The sequence below is a fragment of the Actinomadura rudentiformis genome (assembly GCF_008923185.1).
Classification (GTDB): Bacteria; Actinomycetota; Actinomycetes; order Streptosporangiales; family Streptosporangiaceae; genus Spirillospora; species Spirillospora rudentiformis.
This window is the reverse complement of sequence record NZ_WBMT01000005.1, coordinates 294,611-321,515: the sequence shown is the minus strand read 5'-3', so window position 1 is coordinate 321,515 and position 26,905 is coordinate 294,611. Positions and strand designations below refer to the sequence as shown.

Genomic DNA, 26,905 nt, shown 5'->3' with positions numbered 1-26,905 from the left:
AGACACCTCATGAAATGGGACATCGCCCTCCCCGCACAGGCACAGCTCGGTGAAGGCCCCACCTGGGACCCCGCGACCCGGAGGCTCCTGTGGGTGGACGTGCTCGCTTCCGAGATCCACACCTACGATCCGGGCACGGGTTCGGACGACGTCTTCAGCGCCGACCAGCACGTCGGCGCCGCCAAGCCGCGGGCGGGCGGCGGCCTGGTGGCCAACCTGCGTGACGGCGTCGGCCTCTACGACCCGGACGGCACGTTCCACTGGCTCGCTCACCACCCCGAGGACGGCTGCCGGGCCAACGACGCGGCCGTCGCCCCCGACGGCGCGCTGTGGGCGGGCACCATGCGCTACGACGAGGCCCCCGGCGGCGGCAAGCTCCGCCGCGTCACCGCGGACGGCACCGTCACGACGATCCGCTCCGACGTCACCGTCAGCAACGGCATCGCCTGGAGCCCGGACCACAGCCTGATGTACTACGTGGACACCCCGACCCGCCGGATCGACGTCCTCGACCATGGCTTGCCGGGCTCCGGTCGTGCCGGCTCTGACGTCCCCGATCCGGTGTTCCGCCCGTTCGTCCATGTCCCCGGCCTGCCGGACGGCCTCACCGTGGACGCTGACGGCTGCGTCTGGGTCGCCCTGTGGAGCGGCGGCCGGATCCTGCGCTACACCCCCGCCGGGGCCCTCGACCGCACCGTCGAGATCCCCGCCCGCCAGACCACCGCGTGCGCCTTCGGCGGTCCGGATCTGCGCGACCTTTACGTCACCACCGCCACGACCGGTGCCCCGCCCGACGACTCCCACGCCGGATCGTTGTTCGTCGTCCCCAACGCGGGCCAGGGCCTGCCCTCCCCCGCGTTCCCCGGCTGAGGCCGTGGCCTCGGGGCCGAACTCAGCCCAGCAGGAGGGCCTGGGGGCTCATCTGCTTGATGTTGGCGTTGATCCAGGAACAGCTGGCCGGTCGTGTAGAAGCCGATCGAGCCGGGCCCGCGCTCGTCCAGCAGTGCCGTGGAGCGCCGGACGACCTGGTCCATCGCGGTGTCCCAGTCCGTCTCCACCAGCTCGCCGCGGACACGGATCAGGGGGCGGGTCAGCCGGTCGGGGGACGCACCCGCCTGCCAGCCGTACAGGTCCTTCGGCCCGAGCCGTCCATGGTTGACCCGATCGCCCGCCCGGCCGCGCACCCCCACCATCCGGCCGTCCTTGACGGCGATGTCCAGCGCGTCGCCGCTGGAGTGCAGGATCGAGGCCGTGGGCACCCACCGCTCGACCTGCTCAGGGGTGATGCCTTGGCGCAGGAACGCGTCCACGCGGACCGGCCAATCCTTCCCCGGCCCGTACGGTGTCCGGATGCCCCACAGGTCCGTTATCCGGTCAGCTTGCCCCATAGCGCCCACCAATGCCCCGGTTGGGAAACAGCGTTCGCCGAGGTACCTGACCGAAAAGGGCCTGATCTAACGTCCGGCGGGGCGGCGGAGGGCCGTAAGGGCCTCCTCGGTGGTGGAGTAGATGTCCAGAGAGGCGTTCAGGCCGGTGACGTCGAGGGCCCGGCCGGCGCGTGGCTGCACCGCGCTCAGCGCCATGCGGCCGCCCGCCTCCTGGACCCGGCGGAACACGTGGATGAGCACGCGCAACCCCATCGAGTCCATGAAGTCCACGCCGGCCAGGTCCAGCAGCAGATCACGGCGCCCCTCGCCGACCGCGCCGCGCACCAGCCCGGCCAGCCGGTCGCGGACCTCTTCGGCGCTCCCGAGGGCCAGGTCCCCGGCCAGCGTCACCACGGTGACGGTGCCCTCCACCCGTTCCAGGACCTGCATTTGACTCATCGTGCCGCACCTCCACAGATCCATCTGAGGCAACGACAAGATCGTTTCACACGGATCAGGAGTGCTGGGTTTCGGCCAGGCGTGCGCAGTCGAAGGCGAGCCCCAGACCCCGGTGGTCGCCGGGGGTGAGCATGCCGTCGGCGATCTGAACCGGATGCGGCTCCCGCAGCAGGCCCAGCGCGGCGAACGACGCGTCCTCGACGTCCTCGACCATGGTGGGCATCGGGAGGCAGCAGGCGAGCTGGCCCGAGATGTCCGGGAGCAGGTGCGGGAACGCCGGGACGTCGAAGGTGCGGGCCAGCTCGGCGACGCGCAGGAACGGGGTGATGCCGCCAACGCGGATGACGTTGGGCTGGACGATGTCGCACGCGCCCGCGACGAGGAGGTCGCGGAACTCGTAGGGCGTGTAGGTGTTCTCGCCCAGGGCGATCGGGACGTCCACGCTCGCGCGGAGCCGGGCGTAGGCGTGGACGTCGGCGGCCGGCAGCGGCTCTTCGACGAGGTACGGGTCGTACGGGCGGAACGCCTCGATGGCGCGCAGGGCCCGGGGCAGGTCCCAGCGCTGGTTGGCGTCCAGCATGAGCTTGGCGCCCGGCCCGATCACATCGCGGACGGCGGCGACGCGTTCGACGTCGTCGGACAGGTCGTCCAGGCCTACCTTGATCTTGACCGCGGTGTAGCCCTGCCCGGCCCAGCGTTCGGCCTGGGCGACCAGCTCCTGGAGGGTGTAGTGCCGGTTGACGCCGCTGCCGTAGACCTCGACGGCCTCACGGCGCCGGCCGAGCGTCCGGACCAGGCCGTCGGTGGCGCTCAGATCCCAGAGGGCGAGGTCCACGGCCGCCAGGGCGGTGGTGACCAGCCCGCCCCGGCCCGCCTCGTGCAGATGCCACCAGAGCCTGTCGTAGACCACTCCAGGGTGGGCGGGCAGGCCCACCACGGCGTCCTTGATATCGGATTCGAGCAGAGCGTGGACCGCCCGGCCGCCCACCCACGGCGCCCACGAGAAGCCCGTGCCGGAGCGCTCGTCGTCCGTGGTCAGCACAGTGACGATGACGTGGATGTGCGTCATCTCCGGGCTCCACGGGCGGATCATCGGGACCCGGTGGAGCGTGCTGCTCAGATCGGTGATCATGCGGGCCGGCCACCGTCTCGCTGCTGCTCCCTTGCGTCTCGCTGTTGCTCCCTGCCTTCTCGCTGCTGCTCCTGAGACGGATCGGTGCGCAGGCGGGCGTGCAGGCCGCCGTCCACCCGGAGCACGTGCCCGTTGAGCTGCGCGGCGGCGGGCGAGGCGAGGAAGAGGGCGGCGTCGGCCACCTCCTCGGGCGCCGTCGTCCGGCCCGAAGGGAGGTCGGTGGCGGGCCGGACCTCTCCGACGACGCTCGCCGGGGCGATGCAGTTGGCACGGACGCCCTGGCCGCCGAGCTCGACGGCGATCGCGCGGGACAGGGCCTCCAGGGCCGCCTTGGTCACGTCGTAGGCGGCCTGGTTCTCGTGGGCCCGCGAGCCGCCCGGCGACGACATGGTGATGATGACGCCGCCGCGCCCCGCGTCCCGCCAGTAACGGGCCGCGCGGACCGACAGGAGATAGGCCGACCGCAGATTGGCGGCGACCATCTCGTCCCACAGGGCCGTGCCGATGTCGATGAACGGGGTCCTGACCTCCGTGATCGCGGCGTTGTTGACCAGCACGTCGAGGCCGCCCGCCCGGTGCAGGCGGGCGAAGACGTCATCGGCGACCTCCTCCCGGGACAGGTCACCGGCCACCGTGGTGACCCTCGGCACGTGCCTGAAGGCCTTGAGCCCGTCGGCGTCGCAGTCCACGGCCACGACGTCGGCGCCGCATTCGGTGAAGCGGGCCACCAGCGCGCGCCCGATCAGCCCGGCGGCGCCGGTCACCAGCACCCGCTCGCCCCAGTAGTCGAATCTCACGGCGCTCATTCGGCGGTCGCCTCCCTCACCTGGGTCACGATCTGTGTCGGGTTGACGAACACCAGCGCGATGATCAGCAGCACCGCCGACAGCGCCATGTAGATCACGGCCATGGCGTCGATGGCCTGCGCCGCGCGGATGCCCGGGGTGAACGCGGCGCTGTAGAGCGCCACGATGAGGGTCTGGCTGTCGGCGTCGGCGACCAGGAAGGTCAGCTCGAACATCGCGACGGTACGGACGAGAACGAGGATGCCGGCGGCCAGGATGCCGGGCAGCAGGAGCGGCACCAGCACACGGGTGAACACCTGCCGGGTCCGCGCGCCGCACATCCGGGCAGCCGACTCGACATTGGTGTCGATCTGCTCGACGAACGGCGTCATCACCAGCACCACGAACGGCAGCGCCGGCACGAGGTTCGCAGCGACCACACCGGTCATCGTCCCGGCCAGATGGAACTTGTAGAGCACGGTCGCGAGCGGGATGCCGTACGTGATGGGCGGGAGCAGCACCGGGAGCAGGAGCAGCAACAGCACCACGCGCTTGCCCGGGAAGTCGCGGCGGGCGAGGGCGTACGCGGCGGGCACCCCGAGGAGCAGCGACAGCGCCACCACGGCGAGCGTCACGGCGAGCGTGGTCTGCAGCACCTCACCCAGCGCGAATTCCGACCACGCGTCGGAGTACCACGCGGTGGTGAAGCCCTGCGGCAGCCAGCCGGCGAACCAGCTGGTGCCGAAGGAGTTGACCACGACCGACAGGATCAGCGCGGCCAGGTTGAACAGGAAGAACGCGACGCAGCCCCAGGTGATCCAGCTGCCCAGGCGCCCTGCGGGCAGGCCGCGCCGGTGGGATGCGGCGCGGGACGCGGGGTGGGAACGGGCGATGCTCATGCGCCTTTGCCTCCCGCCGACGGCCCGGTGTAGAGACGGCCGCGCACCAGGAGCGTGACCGAGATGACCAGCAGCTCGAACGCGCCCATCAGCACGGCGATCGTCGACGCCATCGAGTAGTCGTACTTCTCGAACGCCGACTGGTAGGCCGCGATGGCCATCACGCGCGTCTCGTCCGCCGGTTCACCGACGAGGTTGGCCGACGGGAAGACCGAGAAGGCGAGCACGAAGGCCAGCACGAACGTCGTCGCGAGCCCCGGCGCCAGCAGCGGGAGCAGGATGCGCCGCATCCGCTGCCACGGCCCCGCGCCGAGCGTGGCCGCCGCCCGTTCCAGGGTCGGGTCGATGCCCGACATGTAGGCCAGCACGAGCAGGAACGCGAACGGGAAGCCGGTGATGATCAGCGAGAACAGCACGCCCCAGTAGTTGTAGATCAGCCGGACCGGCTGGTCGACCAGGCCGAGGTCCAGCAGGATCCGGTTGAACCAGCCCTTCGGCCCGAGGTAGCGCAGCAGCCCGTCGGCGACCAGAACCGTCCCGAGCGTGACCGGCAGCACGAGGATCGCCGTCAGCGCCCGCCGCCCCCGGAACCTGCCGCGCAGCCGGTACGCGATCGGCACCGAGACGCCCACGTTGATCAGCGCGGCGGGGAGCGCGAGCCGCAACGTCTTCCAGATGGTGTCGCGCTGGTACGGGTCGTCGAAGAACGCGCGGTAGTTGGCGAGCATCCCGCCGCCCTTCTGCGGCTGCAGGGAGAGCCCGACCCCGTACATCATCGGGTAGAGGAACAGCAGGATCACGACCAGGAGCGCGGGCACCAGCAGGAGCAGCACCCGGTCGACACCGCGTTCCGCCAGCCGGTGCCGGAGACCTCCGGTCCGCCGTGGTGCTCGCGGGGTTCCGGGGGTCGTGCGTTCGGTGTCGACCGCCATCACGCCTCCTCCGGCCCGGCCGCGTCCGCGGGACCGGCGGCCTCGCCGGTCCGAGCTCCGGTGCCAGCTCTGGTGCCAGCTCCGGTGCCCGCGAACACCAGCACGCGTTCCACGGGCACCGCGAGCTCGATCCGCTCCCCCGGCGCGACCCGTTCCGGCAGCCGGAAGTGGATGACGTGCCCGCCCTCGGTGACCCCTTCGGCGGCGACCTCCCGGCCGTGGAACTCCGACACCTCCACACGCACGTCGAGGGTGTTCCGATCGCCCGGCCCGGCACGCCGGAAGTCCTCCGGCCTGACCGCGGCGACCGCGCGCGGCCCGGAGACCCGCTCCTGCGGGACACCGGTCAGCCGGAACGCGCCCTCCCCCACCACGACCCGGCCGTTCTCCGTCGTCACGGCTGGAAGCCCCAGCAGGTTGCGGTAGCCCATGAAGCCGGCGATGTACGTGCTGGACGGGTAGGTGTAGACCTCCTCGGGCGTGCCTATCTGCTCGACCTTCCCGGCACGCAGGACCACGAGCCGGTCGGCGAGGGCGAGCGCCTCCTCCTGGTCGTGCGTCACGTACACCGTGGTCAGTCCGAGGTCCTGGTGCATCCGCCGGATCTCGGTCCGCATCTGGACACGCAGCTTGGCGTCGAGGTTGGACAGCGGCTCGTCCATGAGCACCAGCCGCGGCCGCAGCACGACCGCGCGGGCGATCGCCACCCGCTGCTGCTGCCCGCCCGACAGCTGGCCGGGCAGCTTTCCGGCGTGCTCGGTGAGCTCGACCAGGGCGAGCGCCTCGTCCACCCGGCGCCTGATCTCGGCCTTGCCGACCCGCCGCACCGAGAGCCCGAACGCGACGTTGCGGCGGACCGACAGATGCGGGAAGAGCGCGTAGTTCTGGAACACCATCCCGAACCCACGGCGCTCCGGCGGCAGCCCGTCGATCCGTTCGCCGTCGAGCCAGATCGAGCCGGCCGACAGCGGGAGCAGCCCGGCGAGGCAGTTGAGGGCGGTGGACTTGCCGCAGCCCGAGGGGCCGAGGAGGGCCAGGAACTCGCCCCCCTCGATCCGCAGGTCGAGCTCGCTGAGCGCCACCGCCGAACCGAAGCGCCGGGTCACGCCCTCCAGCCGCAGATGGTCGAACGCGGCGCGCCGCTCGCCCGCCATGACGGTCTCCGGCGTCATGACTTCTTCACCTTCTGGCCGCCGACCTCCTTGTCCCATTTATCGAAGGCGGCGACCATGTCCTTGGCCTCCAGCGGCGGGACCTTCGGGTTGTCCGCGATGAGCTTCTCGTACTCAGGCCGGCCGAACTCCCTGATGACCTGCTGGCTCGCGGGCGGCGCCATCGTCACCGGCACGCCGTTCACCGCGGGCCCGGGATAGAAGTAACCCTTGTCATAGGTGATCGCCTGCTGCTCCGGAGTGAGGGCGAACTTCATGATGTCGGCGAGCAGGCCGAGCTTCTCCCCCGAGATGCCCTTCGGGACGACCATGTAGTGGGCGTCGGTGACCCACGAGAAGCCCTTCAGCGACTGCGTCTTCATCTCCTTGGGCACCTGCTGCAGGACGCGCGGGTTGATGTCCCAGCCGGTGGTGGTGAGGATGATGTCGCGCGACCCTTCGCCGAGCTCCTTCATGGTCTGCGAAGTGCCCGTCGGGTAGTACTCGACGTACTTGTCCAGCTCCTTGAGGTACGCCCAGGTCTTGGACCAGCCATTGACGGGGTCCTTGGGGTTGGAGTCCTTGAGGATGTAGGGCAGTCCCATCAGCCACGTACGGCCGGGTCCGGAGTTGGCTGGCCTCGCGTACATCAGCTTCTTGGGGTGCGCCTTGGCCCACGCGAGGAGCTCCTGCGCCGTCTTCGGCGGGTCGGGCACGGTCTTGGGGTTGTACTCGATGAGCGGACCCGACGGGTAGTAGGTCACGACGACACCCTTGCCATGGGCGAGCTCCTGCATCTTGGCGGCGGGCGGCTGGTAGAGGCTGTTGACGTCGGGGAGCTTGTCGGCGTACTTGCCGAGCAGGTCGACCCACAGGTTCTGCTCCAGCCCGGCCGACAGCCCGTCGGTGCCGGTCAGCACCAGGTCGATGTCCAGCCGTCCCGCGTCCTGCTGAGCCTTGACCTTCCCGGCCAGCTCCGGAGCGGTGACCTTGGTGTAGGTGATGTTCTTGACGAGTTTGGGGTTCTTCGCCTTGTAGTTCTCGAAGATCTGCTGGGTGAGCTGCAGGTTGCCGGCCACGTCGATGACGTTCAGCGTGACCTGCTTGCCGGGGAGCTTGACGTCGGCGGCCGCGGGCTCGGCGGCCGGCTTGGCCCCCGAGTCCGGGGAGCCGCACGAGACCAGCCCGGCGAGCAGGCAGCCCGCGGCGGCGAGGGAAACGGCGGAACGGGCGGAAGAGACTGAGGTGGCGGAGGTGGCGGAGGTGGCGGAGGGGGCGGAGATGCGCGGAGATCTCATGGGGGTGGTCCTCCTGGACGAGCCGGCTCTTACGTCGGCCCGGTGGTGCTCCGGATGACGAGACGGGTCGCCAGCTCTGGTGCCGGCGGAGGTGGCGGCGCCCCCGGCGCCCCACCGACGAGTCGCGCGAGCAGCATCGCGGCGGCGCCCCTGGCCACGGCCGGGACCGGGACCGCCACGGTGGTGAGGGGTGGCGAGGTCATCGACGCCATCGGGATGTCGTCGAAGCCCACCACGCTGATCTCGCCGGGTACGCGCACGCCGCGGCCCTCCAGCCGGGACCGCACGCCGAGCGCGACGAGATCGTTGTAGGCGAAGACCGCGGTGACGTCCGCGGCCAGCACTTCGTCGGCGGCACGGTAACCGCCGGTGAAGCGGGGTTCGTACGGGCCGAGGACGACCAGCTCGATGCCGCGCTCCGCACACCTGTCATGCAGGGCCTTGCGCCGCTGCCGGTTGGACCACGAGTCGCGCGGGCCGGACAGGTAGGCGCACCGCCGGTGCCCCAGGGCGTGGATATGGGTCACCGCCTGCTCGATGCCCGGCTGGACGTCCATCGAGATCGACGGCACCGTGCGGCTGAGCCGGTGGGCCAGCACGACGGGGAGCTTGGCCGCGATCGACCGCACCCGCATGCCCGACATGCGCGGCGAGCACAGGATCAGCCCGTCCGCGCGTTCCACCATGGCCTCGGCGAGGCGCACCTCCGTGGCGCCGTCCTCGTCGGTGTCGGCGAGGAAGACCGCGTAGCCGGTCTGCCGGAAGTAGGCCTCCACGCCCTTGATGAACGGGGCGAAGAAGGGGTTGGCGATGTCGGGGACGATCAGGCCGACGCTCATCGTGCGGCCCAGGACGAGGGACTGCGCCGCGCGGTTGGGCTGGTAGCCGAGCCGTTCGGCGCATTCGAGCACGCGGCGCCGGGTCTCGGCGTTGACGAGCTCGGGGTTGTTGAGCGTGCGCGAGACCGTGGACGGGGAGACACCGGCCAGAGCCGCCACCGCCCGGATCGTCGCCCGGGCGCCGTCCTCGGAGGCACCCATGCCCGGGAGTATGAAAACGTTTGTGGTACGAGTCAATAGGGCCCAGTGGTCAATAGGGCTCGGCAGTTGACAGGGCTCAAGAGTCGAGCAGGGAGCGGCGCAGCCACTGCTCGACGCCTGCCACGTGGACGGTCGCCCAGCCTCGCGCCACGTCGGGCTGCCGGTCGGCGATCGCGTCGAGGATGGCCTGGTGCTCGGCGTGCGTCCGCCCCCAGGCGCCCTCCTGTGTGAGCCCCCGCCAGATCCGGCCGCGCATGGTGGGGCCCGACAGGTTCTCCAGGAGGGAGCACAGGACCGAATTGCCCGACGCCTCGGCGATGCGGCGGTGGAACTCCAGGTCGTTCGCCACCAGGTCATCGGCGGACGAGTCGGCGCCGACCCGGTCCAGATGGGCGCGCAGGTCCCCCACCTGCTCGTCGGTCATGCGCAGGGCCGCCATCGCGACCGCGTGCGGCTCCAGCAGCCTCCGCACCTCGAAGAACTCCAGCACGGTCGTGTCGTGGTGGACCTCGACGACGAAGCTCAGCGCGTCGAGCAGCAGGTTCGGCTCCAGGCTGGTGACGTACGTGCCGTCGCCCTGCCGCACGTCGAGCACCCGCATCAGGGACAGCGCGCGGACCGCCTCGCGCAGCGAGTTGCGCGACAGGCCGAGCTGGGCCGCCAGATCGGCCTCGCGCGGCAGCCGGTCGCCGGGACGCAGCGCCCCGGAGACGATCATCTCCTTGATCCGTTCGATCGCCTCATCGGTGACTGCCATGCTCGCTCCCCCAATAGATCCGATGTATCACGCCCGAGACTGCCACAGCGCCGACCGATCCCCGTTGACAGACCCATAGAGGTCGGATCTAATGCGCCTACCGGCCACCCAGTTCCATCCGCTCACGATGCGAGAGGGAGGACCCGGCATGAGAAGACGTCCGGGGGCCTGGACATCCACGCTATCGGCGGCGCTGTGCCTGGCGCTCGGCGCGGCGGCGCTCGGCGCGGGCGGCTGCTCGGTCAAGGACGGCTCGGGCGGCGCGTCCGGCTCGGGGTCGAAAGAGATCACGTTCCTCGTCTTCGAGACGCCGAACCTCACCCCGCAGGTCTGGGACGCGAACATCAGGCGCGTCACGTCCAAACACCCCGACATCAAGGTGAAGAAGCTCGTCGCGCCCACCCAGGACCGGACCGCGTACGCCAAGCAGCTTCTCACCTCCGGGCAGTTCCCCGACGTGATGGTCGCGGTGTCGCCTGCGGGGTTCGCCGAGAGCGGCAACCTGTACGCGTGGCAGCCGGGCGAGCTGAAGGACTTCACCAACCCCGGCAACGGCGCGGTCGGCGGCAAGATCTACCAGCTGCCGGCCAATACGCAGACGATCCCCGTCGTGTACTACAACAAGAGCCTCTTCACGAAGGCGGGCGTCACGGCCCCGCCCAGGACCTACGCGGAGTTCCTCGACGCGTGCGCCAAGCTCAAGGGCAAGGGCATCACGCCGCTGGTCGTCGGCGGCGGCCATGACGCGCTCGGCCCGACGTGGGCCGGGATCCTCGGCACCGAGGTCTACGCCAAGAACCCGAGGTGGATGCACGACCGGCGCGCGGACAAGGTGAAGTTCACCGACCCCGCGTTCGTCAGCGGCGCCCGCAAGCTCGCCGACCTGGCGGCCAAGGGCTACATCGACAAGCGCGACCTGTCACGTGACTACGCGGCGACGCAGCAGGCGTTCATGGACGGCAAGGGCGCGATGTACGCGATGGGCAACTGGTTCGCGGCGGCGGCCGACAACCCCGAGACCAAGCCGACGTTCGAGATCGGCCAGTTCTTCTGGCCGTCCGACGACGGGAAGCTGGTCGTGCCCGCGTTCACCGGCGGCGGCCTGCTGGTCAGCGCCAAGGCCAAGAACCTCGACGCGGCCAAGAAGTTCGCCTTGGGCTTCCAGCTCGACAAGACCAACCTCGACACCTCCACCGCGAACGACGGGCTCTTCCCCGCGATCAAGGGCTACACGCCACCGGCGAACGCGGGCCCCGTCTTCAAGACCGGCTATGACCTCTACCAGCAGGGCGTCCGGGCGAACGCCGTCGTGCCCGCCTTCGGGTTCGAGGCCGGCGACGACGGCATGCCCGCGGGCGTGGTGGAGAAGTGGGACTCCGCCGCGCAGGACCTGGTCACCGGCCGCCGCACGCCGGAACAGGTCGCGAGGTTCCTGGACGGCGAGTGGGCCAAGGGATCCTGAGTGTCCCGGGGAGCGCGGACCCGCCGTCCGGTCTGGCCGGGGCTGTGGCACTTCCTCACGTTCGGGGCGCCGGGGATCACGGTGTACGTGTGCTTCGTGCTGGCGCCGATCGTCGTGAGCTTCGGCTACAGCCTCACCAACTACAACCCGTTCGGCCCGCCGACCCGGTTCGTCGGGCTCCGCAACTACCGGCTGCTGATGCAGGATCCGGAGTTCCTGCTCTCGCTGCGGGTCACGACCATCCTCACCGTGATCGTGGTCGTGGTGCCCAACGTCCTCGGTCTGGCGATCGCGGTGGTGCTGGACCGGCGGGGCTGGTTCTACAACGCGCTGCGGACCGTCTTCTTCACGCCGGTCGTCCTCAGCACCGTCGTGGTGAGCATCATCTGGATCCGGCTCATGGCCGACGACGGGCTGATCAACCAGGCGCTGCGCGGGCTCGGCGTCGCCGGGCCGCCGGGCTGGCTCTCCGACCCCGCGTACGCGCTCTACTCGCTCGGGATCATCCTGTCCTGGCAGATGCTCGGCTTCTGCGTCGTCGTCTACCTGGCCGGCCTGCAGGGCGTGCCGCAGGACCTCCAGGAGGCGGCCGCGATCGACGGCGCCGGGCCGGTGTCGCGGTTCCGGCACATCACCTGGCCGATGCTGGCCCCGGCGCTGACCATCAACACCGTGGTGATGCTGATCTCGGCGTTCAAGGTGTACGACCACGTCCAGGTCATCACCAAGGGCGGGCCGGGCACCGGCACCACCGCCACGGTCGCCTACAACGTGATCCAGACCGGCTTCGTGGCCAACCGGCAGGGCTACGCGTCGGCCATGGCGATCGTGATGCTGGTCATCATCGCCGTCGCCTGCGCGGTCGCCCTCAAGATCCTGCAACGACGCGAGGTGCAGCTGTGACCGCGATGCGCGGCGAACGGGCGCCGTGGGCAAGGCCGCTCACGGCGCTCGCGGTCGGCACGATCTTCTTCGTTCCGCTGTACGTGGCGTGCGTCAACGTCATCAAGGAGGGGCCGCGGATCGCCAGGGAACCGGCGTCCCTGCCCGTTCCACCCACCCTGGACAACCTCCAGGCGGTGCTGAGCCGCCCTGACCGGCTCTTCTGGGTGAGCCTCACCAACAGCCTCATCGTCACCGGGCTCTCGGTGGTGATCCTCACCGTGCTGTCGGCGATGCTCGGCCACTACCTGGTGCGTTCTGGCGGCCGCTGGTCACGGCTGGTCATGCTGCTGCTCCTGTGCGGGCTGATGATCCCGCCGCAGGTGATCCTGCTGCCCATCACCCGGGTGCTCGCCACGTTCCACCTCATGACGACCGTCCAGGGCCTGGTGCTCTTCAACGTGGGGTATTACGTGCCGTTCGGCGTGTTCGTGTTCGCAGGGTTCATGCGTTCCATCCCGGTGGAGCTGGAGGAGGCCGCGGCGATCGACGGCGCCGGGCGGTGGACGGTCTTCTGGCAGGTCGTCTTCCCGCTGCTGCGGCCCGCCACCGCGAGTGTGCTGATCTTCCTCGGGGTATGGATCTGGAACGACTTCCTCAATCCGCTGATCATCCTCGGGCCCGGCCAGGGCACCACGGTCACCACCGGCGTCTACCGCTCCATCGGCCAGTACCAGGCCGACTTCGGCGGCGTCTTCGCGATGATGTTCCTGGCCACTCTCCCGGTGCTGATCCTCTATCTGCTGTTGCAACGGCACTTCGTCAAGGGACTGACGGGAGGGGCGACGAAGGGATGAACCGCATCGCCGAGGTGCCCGTCGACGCCGATCGCGGGCGCGTGTACGAACACGGATGGCAGAGCTGGAGCCCGTCCGCCACCTATCCCGTGACGGCGACGAGCGAGCGGCCGCGCCTCCGGCCCGGCGTCATGCAGACGATGTGCTGGCGGCCTGGCCGCCCCGGCCCCGCCCGCGGCTTCCAGGGCGAAGGCCTGCTCGCGGTCGATCCGGGCGACGGTTCTCCGGTGCGCCTGTACGCGGCGCGTGACGGCCGGGTCGAAGTCCCGTCGATCCGGGCCGTCCTCGACGGCGACCGGCTCGCCATCGAAACCGACGCCGACACCGACGGCGACGGCGACGTCGAGGAGATCGGCCACTCCGGCACCATCGAGTCGGCCCTCGCGGGCTGGGCGGACACCTTCGCGTGGGGGAACGTGCCCCGCAGGCCGCCCACGGTCTGGTGCTCCTGGTACCACTACTTCGGCGGGGTCACCGCCGCGGACGTGATGGAGAACGTGGCCGCGATCGCCGACCGCGGGTTGCCGGTCGACGTCGTGCAGATCGACGACGGCTGGCAGGCCGGGATCGGCGACTGGCTGGCCACGTCCCGCCCGTTCGCCGATCTGCCCGGGCTGGCGGCCCGCATCCGCGACGTCGGCCACCGGTGCGGGGTGTGGGTCGCCCCGTTCCTCGCCGGCGAGCACAGCACCCTCGCCCGCGACCACCCCGAATGGCTGATGGGCGACGCCGGCCGGAACTGGGGCCAGAGCCTGCGCGCCCTCGACGTCACGCACCCGGGTGCGGAGGCCTACCTGCGGGAGGTCTTCACCCGCCTGCGCGGCCTCGGCTTCGACTACTTCAAGGTGGACTTCCTCTACGCGGGCGCGCTCGACGGGCGGCGCAGCACGGACATGCCCGGCCCGGCCGCCTACCGGCACGGGCTCGAGGTGATCCGGGAGGCGATCGGGCCGGACGCCTACCTGCTCGGCTGCGGCGCGCCCATCCTGCCCAGTGTCGGCCTGGTGGACGCGATGCGGGTCGGGCCGGACATCGGCCTCACCGTGCGTCCGCCGTCCGGTGACATGTCCCGGCCCTCCCAGCTCGCCGCCACCGCGACGACCGTGGCCCGGGCCTGGCAGCACGGCCGTTTCTGGGTGAACGACCCGGACTGCCTGGTCGCGCGGCCCGCCATGGAGGAACGGGAGGCCTGGGCGCGCACGGTCGAGCGCTTCGGCGGGCTGCGCGCGTCGTCGGACCGCATCCTCGACCTCGACGCGTGGGGCCTGGAGACCACCCGCCGCCTCCTGGCCGGCCCGCCACCCCCGACCCCGTTCAAGACCGCCGGGTAGGCGGCGTTCAAGACCACCGGGGTAGGCGGACGGTCCCACGCGTCCAGCCCGCCCCTCGGTCCCCGCCTGCTCACCGCGGGTCGTCGAAAAATCGGCCACAACCCGCCATCCGGCCTGGGCGTATTGATCGATGGCCCGGCCGGGGGGAGACTTCAAGTGCTGGGGAGGGCCAGGGTTTCCTCACAGACCGGCCCCCGCCAGGCAAGGCCTCGGTCGTGCCATGCCCCCGTTGGCACGGCTGGGGCCTTGTCGCCGCTCAGCTCCCCCCGGCCTCGCCGGAGCCCTCGATCAGCCTGCGGTGGTGCTCGAACCGCGCCCAGGCCTCGGCGTATTGCTGCTCCCAGGTGTCACGCTGCTCGTCGAAGCCCTCAAGCCATTCACCGGTCTCGGCGTCGAAGCCCTCCGGGTACTTGTAGTTGCCCTGGTCGTCGTACTCGGCGGGCATGCCGTAGAGGGTCGGATCGAAGTACTCGTCGCGCGTGTCCGCCTCGTTCGCCTGCTTGAGCGACAGGCTGACACGGCGCCGCCCGGGATCGATGTCGACGATCTTCACGAAGATCTCGTCGTTGACCCGGACGACCTCCTCGGGGGTCTCCACCCGGCCCTCGGACAGCTCGGAGATGTGCGCCAGGCCCTCGATGCCGTCTCCGACCTGCACGAACGCGCCGAACGGCATCAGCTTGGTGACGCGGCCCGGCACGAACTGCCCGACCTGGTGGGTCCGGGCGAACCACTGCCACGGATCTTCCAGTGTGGCCCTCAGCGAGAGCGAGACGCGCTGGCGCTCCATGTCCACGCCCCGGACCTCGACCGTGACCTCCTGGCCGACCTCGACCACCTCGGACGGGTGATCGACATGCTTCCAGGACAGCTCCGACACGTGGACCAGGCCGTCCGCGCCGCCGAGGTCCACGAAGGCACCGAAGTTGACCACCGAGGAGACCACGCCCTTACGGACCTGTCCCTTCTCGAGGCTGTCAAGGAAGCTCTGGCGGGCCTCACCCCGCGTCTGTTCCAGGTAGGCCCGGCGGGACAGCACCACCTTCTCGCGGCTCCTGTCCAGTTCGGTGACCTTGGCCTCGAGCACCCGGCCGACGTACGGCCGCAGATCACGGACCCGCCGCAGTTCCACCAGAGCGGACGGCATGAAGCCGCGCACGCCGATGTCGAGGACCAGGCCGCCCTTGACGGCCTCGACGACCGTCCCGGTGACGACGCCGTCCTCGTCCCTGGTCTTTTCGATCGCGTTCCAGGCATTGTCGATCGCGTCCGAGGCCTGCTCAGGCTGGGCGCTCTCCGTCCCCGTGGGGACCGCTTCGTGGTCGTCGATGTCGTGGATCCTCATCTGTGCACCGGTGGAAACCGGGTACCGGCATGGCGGCACATATCGTGCCAGGTCTCAACGTTTACCGAAGTGTAGAAAACGGACGGCGGGTATGGGATGGGCGTAACCAAAAGGAGGAACCTACAATGCGCCGCATCAGCGCCGCACTTCAAGCCATCATCTCAACCCTCGTCAACGTCATCACCCTCCCCTTCCGGGTGCTCGCCAGTCTGCTGTCGCCCTCCCGCCGCCGCTCGCGCCGCCGGGCCGCGTGACGTTCCGGGCCATTCGGCCGTGTCGGTGACCTGAGTGAACGCGATGATCAGATCATCGCGCAGCGTCAGGTCATGCGCGAAGGCCGCCTCGAAGGGCACGCCGGTGGCCCTGACCCTGCCCCGGTAGTGCCCGAGGGCCACGCAGCGCTCAGGCTTGCAGGGCCGCTCAGGCTTGCAGGGCCAAAGTCTGGCCGGCCAGCTCGGCGAACCGGACCGCGTTGCGGACGGCCGCGCCGGTCGGGTCGTTGTTGAAGTAGACGTAGGCCTCGTCGTACTCGGCCTCGTTGATGCGGCTCACCCATGTGGCGAGGGCCTGGTCACCGTACGTGGGCCAGGGCTGGGCCGCGCCCTCGTGGAACCGCACGTACAGCCAGTCCGTGGTCCGCCACAGCGGGGTCAGCGGGCGGCTGTGCCGATCGGCCCAGCACAGCGCGGCGCGGTGCCGTTCGAGTACGGAACGCACCTCGTCGGACCACCACGAGGGATGCCGCGGCTCCACCGCCACCCGGATCCGATCGGGAAAGCACCGCAGGCAGGCGGCGAGGCGCTCCGGCTCGGCCTGCAACGTCGGAGGCAGCTGGAGCAGGATCGGCCCCAGCTTGGGACCGAGCCCCTCGGCGACGCTCATCAGCCGGGCCACCGGCTCCTCCGGCTCCCGCAGCCGCTTCATGTGCGTGAGGAAACGGCTGGCTTTCACGGCCATCACGAAGCCGTCCGGCGTACGGTCCCGCCAGCTCTCGAACGTCTCCCTCTTGGGCAGGCGGTAGAAGGCGTTGTTGTTCTCGACCGTGGTGAAGCTCTCCGCGTACCGCTCCAGCCACCGCCGCTGGGCCAGCCCGCTGGGGTAGAGCACCCCGCGCCAGTCGGCGTACTGCCATCCGGACGTGCCGATCAACATCGCGCCTCCCACAGCGCCCGCCTCCGGGAGGACCCGTACCCGCGAACCGCGCCCTCATGACGGCTTCGCCGATCCGCCGAGCACGGCTCGGGCCGGCTCTGTCACACCCCGCGCGTACGATCGACCGACGCCCCGACCCGTGATCGGATTGCCATGACCTTCGCGACCCGTGTCGCCGTTCGCGCCTACGAACTCGACACCCAGGGCCACCTCAACCAGGCGGTCTACATGCAGTACGCCGAGCATGCGCGCTGGGAGTGCCTGCGCGCCGCCGGGCTGCCCGGAGACAAGCTGCTGGCCACCGGCGTGGGCCCCGTCACACTTGAGACCAACCTCAAGTTCCGCCGGGAGCTGCGCGGCGGCGACGAGGTGGACGTCACCTGCAGGTTCGTCTTCGGCGACGGCAAGACGTTCCGGATCGAGCAGGAGATCCGCCGGACGGACGGCACGGTGGCGGCCGAGATCACGAGCGTCTGCGGCCTGCTGGATCTCACCGAACGGCGTCTCCTCCACTCACCCGGTGACCATTTCGCCTCACTCGCCGAGCGTCCAGAGACGCTCGGCGGCTAGCCTTCCGGGGTGAGATGTCGCCACACAATGATCGTAAGCTGAAGGTCATGTCCGACGGCCGCCCCGGGTGTCACTGCATCATCGATCACGACTACGGTGACCGCGACCGCCTCGACAATTTCGAGCTCCGTACGATCGTGCACGTCAGCCAGTACGGGTGGAGCGTCGTCCTGGTCCCCGGCGACGCCGAGGGCCCCGGCTGGGCGTACACGATCGGGCTCTGGCACAGCTTCCGCTCCTCCGAGCTGGCGATGTTCGGCGGCGACATCTACGAGATGGAGGCCATCCTCAACACGCTCGGCCAGCAGACCGCCGAGGGGGACGCGCCCGAGGACGGCGGCCGCCGGGAGGACGTGGTGCGCGGCCAGACCGCCGCCTTCCGGACGGTCGACCCGCGCTGGTACGACGGCATGTTCAAGGGGGCGCTGTCGTTCTACCGCCGGCCCCCGCTGCCCTTTCTGCAGGTCGTGTGGCCCGATGACCAGGGGCTGTACCTGTGGCAGCCCGGCACCGAGCTGATCTTCCGCCACTCGCAGCCCTGGTTGTGGCTCAACCCGCGGCAACACCCCGAGGGGGCGTGGACCCGGCACCTGTGAGCCCCGCCCGGCGTAGGGTCGGCGGGTGTTCGGGCCCATCGCCGAGATCATCGAGACCCAGCGCCTCATCCTGGAGCCGCCGGCCGTCCACGACGCCGACGAGATGGCCGAGGTGCTCGGTGATCCCCGCCTTCATGACTTCATGGGCGGCGAGCCGCTGACCGCCGCCGAGCTGCGGGCCCGCTACGAGCACCTGGTCGCCGGCCCGGCTCCGTTCCACCAGGAATGGTGGCTCACCTGGATCGTCCGCCGCCGCCGCGACCGGCGGGCCGTCGGCTACGTCCAGGCGACGGTCACTCCGGGGACAGCAGGGACTCCTGAGGCGTCGGGCGCTCGCGAGGCGTCAGGCAGCCCCGAGGCGCCAGGCACCCGCGAGGCGCCAGGCACGCCCGCGCTGCGGGCGGACGTCGCCTGGGTCATCGGGATGCCCTACCAGGGCTTCGGCTTCGCCACCGAGGCGGCCGCCGCCATGCTCCGCTGGCTTCGCGATCACGCCGTCCGGGAGATCACCGCCGCCGTGCATCCCGGCAACGAGCCCTCCGCCGCCGTGGCCCGCAAGCTCGGGCTCCATCCGACCGCCAGCCGGTCGGGCGACGAGGTCGTATGGAGGGTCGTATGGAAGGACATGCGTAAGGACGAGTGAGAGATCCGGATCAACGGGTAACACCTCGATCTCGTTCTGTGGCCGCGAAACCCTGGCGGGTACGCAACAATCGACGGGCCACACACTCAACGGTCAGGGAGTGGGAACGATGCCGGAGGTCTGGCCTGGCGAGCCGTATCCGCTGGGCGCCACCTGGGACGGCACGGGCACCAACTTCGCGCTGTTCTCCGAGGTCGCCCACAAGGTCGAGCTGTGCCTGTTCGACGACGCGGGACGCGAGGAACGGTACGAGCTGCCCGAGGTCGACGGATATCTCTGGCACGGGTACATGCCCGGCATCGGCCCGGGCCAGCGCTACGGCTACCGCGTGCACGGGCCGTTCGAGCCGCGCGACGGCCACCGTTGCAACCCCGCCAAGCTGCTGCTCGACCCGTACGGCAAGGCCGTGGAGGGCGGCGTGCAGTGGCACGAGTCGCTGTTCTCCTACCACTTCGGCGACCCGGACACCCTCAACGACGCCGACAGCGGCCCCTACATGCCGAAGAACGTCGTGATCAACCCGTTCTTCGACTGGTCCGACGACCGGCCGCCGCGGACCCCGTACCACGACACGGTGATCTACGAGGCGCACGTCAAGGGCCTCACCAAGCTCCACCCCGCCATCCCGGAGGAGCAGCGCGGCACCTACGCGGGCCTGGCGCACCCGGTCATGATCGACCATTTCCTCGATCTCGGCGTGACCGCGGTCGAGCTGATGCCCGTCCACCAGCACATCCCCGAGCACGCGATGGTCGCGCGCGGCCTGACCAACTACTGGGGTTACAACACCATCGGCTTCCTGGCCCCGCACAACGCCTACAGCGCCTCGGGCGAACGGGGGAAGCAGGTCCTGGAGTTCAAGGCGATGGTCCGCACACTCCACGAGGCGGGGATCGAGGTCATCCTCGACGTCGTCTACAACCACACCGCCGAGGGCGACCATCTGGGGCCGACGCTGTCGTTCCGCGGCATCGACAACGCCTCGTACTACCGGCTGCGCGACGACGACAAGCGCTACCACCTCGACTACACGGGCTGCGGCAACTCGCTCAACGTGCGCAGCCCGCACGCGCTCCAGCTCATCATGGACTCGCTGCGTTACTGGATCCTGGAGATGCACGTGGACGGGTTCCGGTTCGACCTGGCGTCGGCGCTGGCGCGCGAGCTGCACGACGTCGACCGGTTGTCGGCGTTCTTCGACCTGGTCCAGCAGGATCCGGTGGTCTCGCAGGTCAAGCTGATCGCCGAGCCGTGGGACGTCGGCGAGGGCGGCTACCAGGTGGGCAACTTCCCGCCGCAGTGGACCGAGTGGAACGGCAAATACCGCGACACCGTCCGCGACTTCTGGCGGGGGCAGCCCGCGACGATGCCGGAGTTCGCGTCCCGGCTGACGGGGTCGAGCGATCTGTACGAGCACAGCGCACGGCGCCCGTGGGCCTCCATCAACTTCGTGACCTGCCACGACGGCTTCACGCTGAACGACATCGTCGCGTACAACCGCAAGCACAACGACGCCAACGGCGAGGCCAACCGGGACGGCACCGACGACAACCGCTCCTGGAACTGCGGTTACGAGGGGCCCACCGACGATCCCGCGATACTCGAGCTCCGGGCCCGCCAGCGCCGCAACTTCCTGGCGACGCTCTTCCTGGCGCAGGGTGTGCCGATGTTGTCCCACGGCGACGAGCTCGGCCGCACCCAGCGCGGCAACAACAACGCCTACTGCCAGGACAACGAGCTGTCGTGGATCGACTGGCACAACGTCCGGCATGAGGACCTGGAGTTCGTCCGCTCGCTCGCCCAGCTCCGCAAGGACCATCCGATCTTCCGCCGGCGCCGCTTCTTCAAGGGCGGCCCGCTGAACGGCGGCCCCGCCGACATCGCCTGGCTGACACCGGCGGGCGTCACGATGACCGACGACGACTGGACGGTGGGCTTCGCCAAGTCGCTCGGGGTCTTCCTCAACGGCGAGGCCATCACCGAGCCCGACCCGCGCGGCCGCCGCATCACCGACGACTCGTTCCTCCTGCTCATCAACGCGCACTCGGAGTACGTGGAGTTCACGCTGCCCGGTCCGGAGTACGGCGAACGCTGGGAGTACGCCCTCGACACCGCCGCGCCCACCACGCTGGGCGAGCGCGAACGCCTCAAGGCGCAGGACCAGATCGACGTGGCCAGCCGCTCCCTGATCGCCCTCCGCCGCATCTGATCGCCCTCCGGCGTGTCTAACTGCGGCTCACCTCGATGGCGGTGAGGAAGACCAGAACGAACGTCGCGACCGCGACGACGCCGTGGACCAGCACGGCGGTCGCGGGGAAGTCCTGCTCCGCTCCCCTGGCGTGCCGCCCGCCCCGGCCCACCAGCCAGCGCGTGAAGAGCAGGAAGCCCTGGAGGATCACCACCAGCAAGGCCCCGAACGCACCCCAGGCATAACCGGCCTCATCGGTGACCAGATACGCGATCCACACGACGAGGCCCACCACGGCCGCGAGCGGGTGACCGACCACCACCAGCGTCGGGAAGCGCGTCACCTTCGTCGCCTGCCGTCGCAGTCCCCCCGTCCGCGTCCAGATCATCAGCAGCTGGATCCCCACGACGGTGCTCAGGACCCAGGCGGCAAGCGCGACGAACTCCACCCCCGCTCCCTTCGGTGCGGTGCGTTCCCTGTCCTGATTGTCGCCCTGACTCAACCCCACCATGACCGATTCGTGAATATGAGGACACAGACCGTTATCGGCCACCGCTCCCCGCACGGGTGCATGCACGCCGGACTTCCAGGGCAAAGCACCTGTCTAGGGTGGAAATCGAACTCGCATCCGAGACGTGGGGGGTGGATGATGCAGCGGCTCTCTCCTGCTTCCAATTCTGATTCTGTGGCTTCCGGCCCGGTCGACCTGGCCGAGGCCTATGCGTATCCAGCGGAGGGGGCGTGGTTGCGGGCCAACATGATCTCCACGCTGGACGGGGCGGCGTGGTCGCTGGAAGGGCGCAGCGGGGGGCTCGGCAACGAGGCCGACCGGCAGTTGTTCTCCCTCATGCGCGGGCTCGCGGACGTGGTGATCGCCGGAGCGGGGACGGCCCGCGTCGAGGGGTACGGCCCCGTCGCTCCCGGGCCGGGGTGGGAGGAGCTGCGGGCCGGGCGGACGGCCGTGCCGCCGCTGGCCATCGTGTCCCGGCGGCTCGAGCTCGACCTGGGCGGGCCGCTGTTCACCGACGCCGACCCGCCGACCATCCTGCTGACGGTCGAGGACGCGCCCGCCGACCGGCTCCAGCTGGCACAGGAGGTGGCCGACGTGATCATCGCGGGCGAGCACGCGGTCGACTTCGCGATGGCCGTCAAGCAGCTGGAGGCGCGGGGGCACCGGCGGCTGCTGTGCGAGGGCGGGCCCCATGTGCTCGCTCAGATGGTGGAGGCCGGGGTGCTCGACGAGCTGTGCCTGACGTTGAGCCCGATGATGCTTTCGGGGATGGCCTCGCGCATCCTGAACGGGACGACGCTGGCGGCGCCGTCGAACATGAAGCTAGGGCAGGTGCTCGAGGAGGAGGGTTACCTCTTCATGCGCTACTGCAAGACGTAGCGGAGGAAGAGAACGGCCTCGTCCTCGTAGAGGGCGGTCAGGGCGAGGTCCATGGGGGCCGGAAGCTCGCCGAGGAGACGGGTGGTGCCCAGCAGTGTCGGGGCGATGTTGAGGCAGAGCTCGTCCACCAGGCCCTCCCGGATCAGTGAAGTCGCCAAGGCCGGGCCGCCCTCGCAGAGCAGGCGTTCAAGGCCGAGGGTCTCGCGGAGCTCGCGGATCGCCGCGGGCAGGTCCAGGTCTTCTTGACCTGCGGCGACGACCTGGATGCCGGAGGGCACGGCAGGGGCGGCCGCACCGGTGGTGACCACGATCGTGGGCGTCTCGGCCTCGGTGAAGAGCGGCAGCGTCCAGTCGAGGTCGAGGCTGCGGGACACGACGACGATGGGGGCGGGCGGGCCGCCCCGGCGCTCGCGCAGGTCGGATCGGAGGCGGGCGGGGCCGAGCCGGCCGGTCCGCACGGTCGCCGCCCCGACGAGGATCGCGTCGGCCAGGGCGCGGAGGGTCCGGAAGACCCTGAAGTCGGCCTCTCCCCCGAGGCCGTCGGTCCATCCCTCGGTATCGGTCACCGAGCCGTCGGCGCTCATCACCATGCCGATCCGGAGGCCGGGCGCGTCCCCGTACGCCTCGTACGGGTCGACACCGGTGGCGGGATCGGGCAGCAATCGGCGCATGACCTGCACATTAGACGAAGGATTCGACAGGGACGGGAGGGGCGGACCGGCGTTTCGCTCTGTCGGTGGCGTGGGGGAATATGGGGAGATGGAGCTGCCGATCAGTCCGCCGCTGGCGCCGATGCTGGCCAAGGCGGTCAAGACCATGCCCAAGGGCGATGTGCTGTACGAGCCCAAGTGGGACGGCTTTCGTTGCATCGTGTTCCGCGATGGGGACGAGGTGGAGCTGTCCAGCCGCGGCGAGAAGCCGCTGACCCGGTACTTCCCCGAGCTGGTCGAGGCGGCCAAGCGGGAGCTGCCCGAGCGGTGCGTGGTGGACGGTGAGATCGTGCTGCGGAAGGGTTCGCGGCTTGATTTCGACAGTCTCCAGCAGCGGATCCATCCGGCGGCGTCGCGGGTCAAGCTGCTGTCGGAGGAGACTCCCGCCTCGTTCATCGCGTTCGACCTGCTCGCCCTGGGCGACGAGTCGCTGATGGAGACCCCGCTGGGCGAACGGCGCCAGCGGCTGGTCGACACGCTGGCGGGGGTCAAGGCGCCGGTCCATGTGACGCCGGCCTCGGATTCCTACGAGCTGGCGCTGAAGTGGTTCGACGAGTTCGAGGGCGCGGGCCTGGACGGAGTGATCGCCAAGCCGCGCGACACGCCCTACGAGCCGGATAAGCGAGTCCTGTGGAAGGTCAAGCACGAGCGGACCGCCGACTGCGTGGTGGCGGGCTTCCGCTGGCACAAGTCGGGGCCCATCGTGGGGTCGCTGCTGCTGGGGATCTACAACGACGAGGGCCATCTGCAGCATGTGGGCGTGGCGGCGTCGTTCACGATGAAGCGCCGCGAGGAGCTGGTCGACGAGCTGAAGCCCTATCTGCTGGAGGATCTGTCCGAGCATCCGTGGGGGGAATGGGCACAGCAGAGCGAGGCGACCGTCGACCGCATGCCAGGGGCGATCTCCCGCTGGACCGGCAAGAAGGATCTGTCCTGGGTGGCCCTGCGGCCTGAGCTGGTCGTCGAGGTGGCGTACGAGGCGATGGAGGGCAACCGGTTCCGGCACACCGCGCGGTTCCGGCGGTGGCGGACGGACCGTACGCCCAAGTCGTGCACGTACGAGCAGCTGGAGGTGCCGGTCGCCTACGACCTGGACGACATCTTCGCGGGCGGCGCAGGTTCCTGAAGGAAACAATGCGGGCAGAGCTGCGGCAGGTGGTGAAGGGTGCCCGGCCCGGACGGCGGGACGCGGCGGAGATCGTGGTGTTCGACTCCACCGGCACCGCCGTCCAGGACGTCGCGGCCGCTGGCCGTCCATCGCGCGGCCGTACACGAGGACACGGGCTTGCCGTTGCCCTCTGGGACTGAGCTACGCGATCGCCGAGAGGAGGGCCGGCAGTTCGTCGTGGTGGACGACGGTCAGCCGCCGCGTGGCCCGGGTGATCGCCACGTAGAGGTCCTGGCCGCCGCGCGGCGACTCGGCCAGCACGCCGTGCGGATCCACGACGATCACCGAATCGAACTCCAGGCCCTTGGACTCCTCGGCGGTGAGCACCACGACGGGGGAGTCCAGTGCCTCCGGCGTCGCGCCCGCCTCCGCGCCGGGAAGAGCCGCGCGCACCGCGCCGTGCGCCGCCCCTGAGGCGATCACAGCGAGACGGCCCTCGCCCGCGCCGCCGGTTTCGATCTCCGCCAGCTCGGCCGCCACCAGGTCCGGCAACTCGGCGGTGATCCGGCCGGCGGGCAACCGCACGGCCACCGGCGGCGGGCCGTCGTCGCGGACCGGCTCGGGCGGAATCTGGTCGGGTGCGACGGTGGCCAGCACGTCCGCGGCGACCTTCATGATGGCGGCGGGCGTCCGGTAGTTGACCATCAGGCGCTGCTCCCGCCAGCGGCCGGACACGTACCGGTCGAGCATCTGGCCCCACGAGCGGGCGCCCGCGGGGTTGCCGGTCTGGGCGATGTCGCCCACCACCGTGAGGGACCGCGTCGGCACCTTGCGCATGACCGTCCGCCAGGCCATCTCCGACAGCTCCTGCGCCTCGTCCACGATGACGTGCCCGTACGCCCATTCGCGGTCGGACGCGGCGCGCTGCGCGGTGGTGAGCCGGAGGCCGTCGTCGTGCTGGCGTTCGGCCAGTTCGAGCGCGTCCTCAACGTGCCGTTCGGCCAGTTCGCGCACGTCGAGCTGGTCGATCTCGGGGATGCCGGTCTGCTCGATCCCGGTGGACTGGATGACCTCGCGCGCGTAAAGCTCCTCGGCCTCCCGCTCCCGCTCGACGGCGCGGCGGCGGGCCCGTTCGGCCGAGTCGTCGAGGGCGCCCAGGAGCTCGGCGGCCTCGTCCAGCAACGGCACGTCCGACACCGTCCACTCGGTGCCGGCCGGGCGTACGAGGGCGGCCTGCTCGGCCGGGGACAGGCCCGCCTCAGGACCGACGCGCCGCAAGGCCTCCGGGTCGCCGAACAGATCGGTGAGCAGTTGCTGTGGTGTCAGCTCCGGCCACAGGCCGTCGATCGTCTCGCGGACGGCGGGCTCCTGCCAGAGGGCCTCCTTGGCCAGCTTCAGCTCGGCCCCGTCGAGAAGGGGCTGCTCCTCGGCCTCGTCGAGGAGCTCCTGGAGCCACTGGGGGACGTTGCCGGAATCGAGGATCTCCTGGAGCGGCTCGTCGGTCATCTGGTCGTACTGCTCGGCGCGGTTCACCGCGAGAGCCTGCAACATCTCGTGCACGAAGAGCCGGCGCTGCCGGTTGTGCGGCGCGCGCAGCGCGCGGGCGCGGTCGCGGATCTCCAGCGTCGTCGCAGGGTCGACGCGCAGGTCCATCCCGTCCGACTCGACCTCGACGCCCTCCTCCGGCGCGCGCTGCCGGTCCCTGACCGCGGCGTCGACCAGGCTCGCCATCCTCAGGTCGCCCTTGAGGACGGCGATCTCAGGGCTCTCGGCCGCGGTGGCCCGCACTCCCGGGAAGAGCTCGCCGACCGTGGCCAGCGCCACGTCGGTCTCGCCGAGACCGGGCAGCACCTGCTCGATGTAGCGCAGGAACGTCGCGTTCGGGCCGACGACCAGCACGCCGCGGCGTTCGAGCACGTCGCGGTGGGTGTAGAGGAGGTAGGCGGCGCGGTGCAGCGCGGCGACCGTCTTGCCGGTGCCGGGGCCGCCCTGCACGACCAGGACGCCGGGCAGCCCGGCACGGATCACCTGGTCCTGCTCCTCCTGGATCGTCGCGACGACGTCGGACATCCGGCCGGTGCGGCCGCGGCGCAGCGTGGCCAGCAGCGCCGCCTCGCCGACGATCGTGCTCTGGTCGGCCGCGGTCAGCCCGTCCAGGTCGAACACCTCGTCGTCGAGCCGGACCACCTCGCGGAGGCGGAGGTGCAGATGGCGGCGGCGGGCCAGCGTGCCCGGAGAGGTGGGCGTCGCGGTGTAGAACGGCCGGGCGGCGGTGGCCCGCCAGTCGATCAGCAGCGGCTCGCGGTGCTCGTCGCGCAGCCCGATCCGGCCGATGTAGAACGTGTCACCGCGCCCATCGCCGTCGGCCCGGTGGTCGATACGGCCGAAGCACAGCCCGCGCTCCACGCCGGTCAGCCGGTCGAGGTGCCGGGCCGCCTCGTCGGTGGCGACGGCGCGTTCGAGCCTGGCCTGGAACACCCCGCCCCCTCCCGTGGACGCCGGTCCCTCGCGCAGGGTCCGCTCGGCCTCGGCGCGCTCCCGGTCGAGCCGGTCGTAGACGCGGCTGACGTAGTCCTGTTCCTCTCGCAGTGCGGCCTCTGGGGACTTGACATCGTCGGCTTGACGGGTCTCCATACCTCGGCTACACTCCTATTCATAGGATCGGTGTTGTGCGTCCTCTTTGACGCAAGTTGTCAGATTACCATCCTCATGGTCCGCTGTCGCGCGGGCCTTTTCTTCGTTTCTGAGCACCCCTCTCCCCTCTCGTCCAATTGATCGTTTCTGTTGGACTGGACGTCATCTGCGCGGTGTTCAGCGGCCATGGACCGCCATGAGGCTGTCGGGCGATTTG

At 70.3% G+C, this 26,905-nt stretch carries 27 protein-coding genes and 1 pseudogene; 13 read left to right on the top strand and 15 right to left on the bottom strand.

Features of this window, described 5'->3' with window-relative positions; translation table 11 throughout:
* The first annotated feature begins 9 nt into the window (after positions 1 to 9).
* Entirely contained in the window at positions 10 to 870 is an 861-nt protein-coding gene (locus F8566_RS12860; protein WP_151560411.1) for an SMP-30/gluconolactonase/LRE family protein, read from the top strand.
* Here F8566_RS12860 and F8566_RS12855 read toward each other — a convergent pair.
* From F8566_RS12855 to F8566_RS12810, 10 genes are all read right to left on the bottom strand, one after another.
* Positions 759 to 1,388, bottom strand: coding sequence for a molybdopterin-dependent oxidoreductase (locus F8566_RS12855; protein ID WP_264159307.1), 630 nt, complete (start codon positions 1,386 to 1,388; stop codon positions 759 to 761). The two genes, F8566_RS12860 and F8566_RS12855, sit on opposite strands and share 112 nt — an antisense overlap.
* A 66-nt stretch (positions 1,389 to 1,454) precedes the next feature.
* Entirely contained in the window at positions 1,455 to 1,826 is a 372-nt protein-coding gene (locus tag F8566_RS12850; RefSeq protein ID WP_192809649.1) for an STAS domain-containing protein, read from the bottom strand.
* 55 nt (positions 1,827 to 1,881) lie between these two features.
* The gene (locus F8566_RS12845) at positions 1,882 to 2,958 is read right to left on the bottom strand and encodes a mandelate racemase/muconate lactonizing enzyme family protein (protein ID WP_151560409.1); all 1,077 of its coding nucleotides are present in this window, start codon (positions 2,956 to 2,958) and stop codon (positions 1,882 to 1,884) included.
* Positions 2,955 to 3,764 (bottom strand): SDR family NAD(P)-dependent oxidoreductase, encoded by an 810-nt coding sequence (locus tag F8566_RS12840; RefSeq protein ID WP_151560408.1) that lies wholly within the window; start codon positions 3,762 to 3,764, stop codon positions 2,955 to 2,957. Before F8566_RS12840 ends, F8566_RS12845 begins: the two co-directional genes overlap by 4 nt.
* The gene (locus F8566_RS12835) at positions 3,761 to 4,642 is read right to left on the bottom strand and encodes an ABC transporter permease (protein ID WP_151560407.1); all 882 of its coding nucleotides are present in this window, start codon (positions 4,640 to 4,642) and stop codon (positions 3,761 to 3,763) included. The genes F8566_RS12840 and F8566_RS12835 overlap by 4 nt, the downstream gene beginning before the upstream one ends.
* Entirely contained in the window at positions 4,639 to 5,574 is a 936-nt protein-coding gene (locus tag F8566_RS12830) for an ABC transporter permease (RefSeq protein WP_151560406.1), read from the bottom strand. Before F8566_RS12830 ends, F8566_RS12835 begins: the two co-directional genes overlap by 4 nt.
* A complete protein-coding gene (locus F8566_RS12825) occupies positions 5,574 to 6,746 on the bottom strand; it encodes an ABC transporter ATP-binding protein (RefSeq protein WP_225993114.1) in 1,173 nt (390 codons plus the stop codon). Before F8566_RS12825 ends, F8566_RS12830 begins: the two co-directional genes overlap by 1 nt.
* On the bottom strand, positions 6,743 to 8,023 hold the full coding sequence (locus F8566_RS12820; protein WP_151560405.1) for an extracellular solute-binding protein: 1,281 nt from the start codon (positions 8,021 to 8,023) through the stop codon (positions 6,743 to 6,745). The genes F8566_RS12825 and F8566_RS12820 overlap by 4 nt, the downstream gene beginning before the upstream one ends.
* Positions 8,024 to 8,052: 29 nt before the next feature.
* Positions 8,053 to 9,063, bottom strand: a complete 1,011-nt coding sequence (locus tag F8566_RS12815; RefSeq protein WP_151560404.1) for a LacI family DNA-binding transcriptional regulator — start codon at positions 9,061 to 9,063, stop codon at positions 8,053 to 8,055.
* Positions 9,064 to 9,139: 76 nt separating this feature from the next.
* Positions 9,140 to 9,820, bottom strand: coding sequence for a FadR/GntR family transcriptional regulator (locus F8566_RS12810; RefSeq protein WP_151560403.1), 681 nt, complete (start codon positions 9,818 to 9,820; stop codon positions 9,140 to 9,142).
* 148 nt (positions 9,821 to 9,968) lie between these two features.
* On the opposite strand from F8566_RS12810, the gene F8566_RS12805 reads away from it, so the two are divergent.
* Genes F8566_RS12805 through F8566_RS12790 form a run of 4 tightly spaced genes read left to right on the top strand, consistent with a single transcriptional unit; the run spans position 9,969 to position 14,352 of the window.
* Positions 9,969 to 11,282: an ABC transporter substrate-binding protein gene (locus F8566_RS12805; RefSeq protein WP_151560402.1), complete on the top strand. Its 1,314-nt coding sequence runs from the start codon at positions 9,969 to 9,971 to the stop codon at positions 11,280 to 11,282.
* Positions 11,283 to 12,185: a carbohydrate ABC transporter permease gene (locus tag F8566_RS12800; protein ID WP_225993113.1), complete on the top strand. Its 903-nt coding sequence runs from the start codon at positions 11,283 to 11,285 to the stop codon at positions 12,183 to 12,185.
* Between the two features lie 5 nt (positions 12,186 to 12,190).
* Complete coding sequence (locus F8566_RS12795; RefSeq protein ID WP_151560562.1) at positions 12,191 to 13,021, top strand: carbohydrate ABC transporter permease; 831 nt, start codon at positions 12,191 to 12,193, stop codon at positions 13,019 to 13,021.
* Positions 13,018 to 14,352 (top strand): glycoside hydrolase family 36 protein, encoded by a 1,335-nt coding sequence (locus tag F8566_RS12790; RefSeq protein WP_151560401.1) that lies wholly within the window; start codon positions 13,018 to 13,020, stop codon positions 14,350 to 14,352. The genes F8566_RS12795 and F8566_RS12790 overlap by 4 nt, the downstream gene beginning before the upstream one ends.
* A 283-nt stretch (positions 14,353 to 14,635) precedes the next feature.
* Here the strand turns inward: F8566_RS12790 and F8566_RS12785 are convergent.
* Positions 14,636 to 15,607, bottom strand: a pseudogene (locus F8566_RS12785) (S1 RNA-binding domain-containing protein); the annotation flags it as partial.
* Between the two features lie 215 nt (positions 15,608 to 15,822).
* Between F8566_RS12785 and F8566_RS52245 the strand changes: the two are divergent.
* A complete protein-coding gene (locus tag F8566_RS52245; protein ID WP_264159306.1) occupies positions 15,823 to 15,951 on the top strand; it encodes an LPFR motif small protein in 129 nt (42 codons plus the stop codon).
* Between the two features lie 166 nt (positions 15,952 to 16,117).
* Here the strand turns inward: F8566_RS52245 and F8566_RS12780 are convergent, their stop codons facing one another.
* Positions 16,118 to 16,849, bottom strand: coding sequence for a DUF72 domain-containing protein (locus F8566_RS12780; RefSeq protein WP_151560399.1), 732 nt, complete (start codon positions 16,847 to 16,849; stop codon positions 16,118 to 16,120).
* 153 nt (positions 16,850 to 17,002) lie between these two features.
* Here F8566_RS12780 and F8566_RS12775 point away from each other — a divergent pair, with 153 nt between their 5' ends.
* From F8566_RS12775 to glgX, 4 genes are all read left to right on the top strand, one after another.
* The gene (locus tag F8566_RS12775; protein WP_151560398.1) at positions 17,003 to 17,419 is read left to right on the top strand and encodes an acyl-CoA thioesterase; all 417 of its coding nucleotides are present in this window, start codon (positions 17,003 to 17,005) and stop codon (positions 17,417 to 17,419) included.
* 47 nt (positions 17,420 to 17,466) lie between these two features.
* The gene (locus F8566_RS12770; RefSeq protein ID WP_151560397.1) at positions 17,467 to 18,015 is read left to right on the top strand and encodes a DUF4262 domain-containing protein; all 549 of its coding nucleotides are present in this window, start codon (positions 17,467 to 17,469) and stop codon (positions 18,013 to 18,015) included.
* Positions 18,016 to 18,040: 25 nt separating this feature from the next.
* A complete protein-coding gene (locus F8566_RS12765; protein WP_151560396.1) occupies positions 18,041 to 18,658 on the top strand; it encodes a GNAT family N-acetyltransferase in 618 nt (205 codons plus the stop codon).
* Positions 18,659 to 18,767: 109 nt separating this feature from the next.
* Positions 18,768 to 20,867: a glycogen debranching protein GlgX gene (glgX, locus tag F8566_RS12760; protein WP_151560395.1), complete on the top strand. Its 2,100-nt coding sequence runs from the start codon at positions 18,768 to 18,770 to the stop codon at positions 20,865 to 20,867.
* 16 nt (positions 20,868 to 20,883) lie between these two features.
* On the opposite strand, the gene F8566_RS12755 is transcribed toward glgX, so the two are convergent.
* Complete coding sequence (locus F8566_RS12755; protein WP_151560394.1) at positions 20,884 to 21,294, bottom strand: hypothetical protein; 411 nt, start codon at positions 21,292 to 21,294, stop codon at positions 20,884 to 20,886.
* A 237-nt stretch (positions 21,295 to 21,531) separates the two neighbouring features.
* Here F8566_RS12755 and F8566_RS12750 point away from each other — a divergent pair, with 237 nt between their 5' ends.
* Positions 21,532 to 22,236 (top strand): pyrimidine reductase family protein, encoded by a 705-nt coding sequence (locus tag F8566_RS12750; RefSeq protein ID WP_225993112.1) that lies wholly within the window; start codon positions 21,532 to 21,534, stop codon positions 22,234 to 22,236.
* Here F8566_RS12750 and F8566_RS12745 read toward each other — a convergent pair.
* Entirely contained in the window at positions 22,221 to 22,907 is a 687-nt protein-coding gene (locus F8566_RS12745; protein ID WP_151560392.1) for a dihydrofolate reductase family protein, read from the bottom strand. The genes F8566_RS12750 and F8566_RS12745 overlap by 16 nt on opposite strands.
* An 88-nt stretch (positions 22,908 to 22,995) precedes the next feature.
* On the opposite strand from F8566_RS12745, the gene F8566_RS12740 reads away from it, so the two are divergent.
* A complete protein-coding gene (locus F8566_RS12740; RefSeq protein ID WP_151560391.1) occupies positions 22,996 to 24,072 on the top strand; it encodes an ATP-dependent DNA ligase in 1,077 nt (358 codons plus the stop codon).
* An 8-nt stretch (positions 24,073 to 24,080) separates the two neighbouring features.
* Positions 24,081 to 24,254, top strand: coding sequence for a hypothetical protein (locus tag F8566_RS12735; RefSeq protein WP_151560390.1), 174 nt, complete (start codon positions 24,081 to 24,083; stop codon positions 24,252 to 24,254).
* 1 nt (position 24,255) lies between these two features.
* Here F8566_RS12735 and F8566_RS12730 read toward each other — a convergent pair whose 3' ends face one another.
* Positions 24,256 to 26,688, bottom strand: coding sequence for a HelD family protein (locus F8566_RS12730; protein WP_151560389.1), 2,433 nt, complete (start codon positions 26,686 to 26,688; stop codon positions 24,256 to 24,258).
* Positions 26,689 to 26,905: the final 217 nt, after the last annotated feature.

What these genes read in the sequence shown, in the direction of transcription:
- F8566_RS12860 (WP_151560411.1), top strand. Translation starts at nt 10, where the DNA reads ATGAAATGGGACATCGCCCTCCCCGCACAGGCACAGCTCGGTGAAGGC.
- F8566_RS12855 (WP_264159307.1), bottom strand. Translation starts at nt 1,388, where the DNA reads ATGGGGCAAGCTGACCGGATAACGGACCTGTGGGGCATCCGGACACCG.
- F8566_RS12850 (WP_192809649.1), bottom strand. Translation starts at nt 1,826, where the DNA reads ATGAGTCAAATGCAGGTCCTGGAACGGGTGGAGGGCACCGTCACCGTG.
- F8566_RS12845 (WP_151560409.1), bottom strand. Translation starts at nt 2,958, where the DNA reads ATGATCACCGATCTGAGCAGCACGCTCCACCGGGTCCCGATGATCCGC.
- F8566_RS12840 (WP_151560408.1), bottom strand. Translation starts at nt 3,764, where the DNA reads ATGAGCGCCGTGAGATTCGACTACTGGGGCGAGCGGGTGCTGGTGACC.
- F8566_RS12835 (WP_151560407.1), bottom strand. Translation starts at nt 4,642, where the DNA reads ATGAGCATCGCCCGTTCCCACCCCGCGTCCCGCGCCGCATCCCACCGG.
- F8566_RS12830 (WP_151560406.1), bottom strand. Translation starts at nt 5,574, where the DNA reads ATGGCGGTCGACACCGAACGCACGACCCCCGGAACCCCGCGAGCACCA.
- F8566_RS12825 (WP_225993114.1), bottom strand. Translation starts at nt 6,746, where the DNA reads ATGACGCCGGAGACCGTCATGGCGGGCGAGCGGCGCGCCGCGTTCGAC.
- F8566_RS12820 (WP_151560405.1), bottom strand. Translation starts at nt 8,023, where the DNA reads ATGAGATCTCCGCGCATCTCCGCCCCCTCCGCCACCTCCGCCACCTCC.
- F8566_RS12815 (WP_151560404.1), bottom strand. Translation starts at nt 9,063, where the DNA reads ATGGGTGCCTCCGAGGACGGCGCCCGGGCGACGATCCGGGCGGTGGCG.
- F8566_RS12810 (WP_151560403.1), bottom strand. Translation starts at nt 9,820, where the DNA reads ATGGCAGTCACCGATGAGGCGATCGAACGGATCAAGGAGATGATCGTC.
- F8566_RS12805 (WP_151560402.1), top strand. Translation starts at nt 9,969, where the DNA reads ATGAGAAGACGTCCGGGGGCCTGGACATCCACGCTATCGGCGGCGCTG.
- F8566_RS12795 (WP_151560562.1), top strand. Translation starts at nt 12,191, where the DNA reads ATGCGCGGCGAACGGGCGCCGTGGGCAAGGCCGCTCACGGCGCTCGCG.
- F8566_RS12790 (WP_151560401.1), top strand. Translation starts at nt 13,018, where the DNA reads ATGAACCGCATCGCCGAGGTGCCCGTCGACGCCGATCGCGGGCGCGTG.
- F8566_RS52245 (WP_264159306.1), top strand. Translation starts at nt 15,823, where the DNA reads ATGCGCCGCATCAGCGCCGCACTTCAAGCCATCATCTCAACCCTCGTC.
- F8566_RS12780 (WP_151560399.1), bottom strand. Translation starts at nt 16,849, where the DNA reads ATGTTGATCGGCACGTCCGGATGGCAGTACGCCGACTGGCGCGGGGTG.
- F8566_RS12775 (WP_151560398.1), top strand. Translation starts at nt 17,003, where the DNA reads ATGACCTTCGCGACCCGTGTCGCCGTTCGCGCCTACGAACTCGACACC.
- F8566_RS12770 (WP_151560397.1), top strand. Translation starts at nt 17,467, where the DNA reads ATGTCCGACGGCCGCCCCGGGTGTCACTGCATCATCGATCACGACTAC.
- glgX (WP_151560395.1), top strand. Translation starts at nt 18,768, where the DNA reads ATGCCGGAGGTCTGGCCTGGCGAGCCGTATCCGCTGGGCGCCACCTGG.
- F8566_RS12745 (WP_151560392.1), bottom strand. Translation starts at nt 22,907, where the DNA reads ATGCGCCGATTGCTGCCCGATCCCGCCACCGGTGTCGACCCGTACGAG.
- F8566_RS12740 (WP_151560391.1), top strand. Translation starts at nt 22,996, where the DNA reads ATGGAGCTGCCGATCAGTCCGCCGCTGGCGCCGATGCTGGCCAAGGCG.
- F8566_RS12735 (WP_151560390.1), top strand. Translation starts at nt 24,081, where the DNA reads ATGCGGGCAGAGCTGCGGCAGGTGGTGAAGGGTGCCCGGCCCGGACGG.
- F8566_RS12730 (WP_151560389.1), bottom strand. Translation starts at nt 26,688, where the DNA reads ATGGAGACCCGTCAAGCCGACGATGTCAAGTCCCCAGAGGCCGCACTG.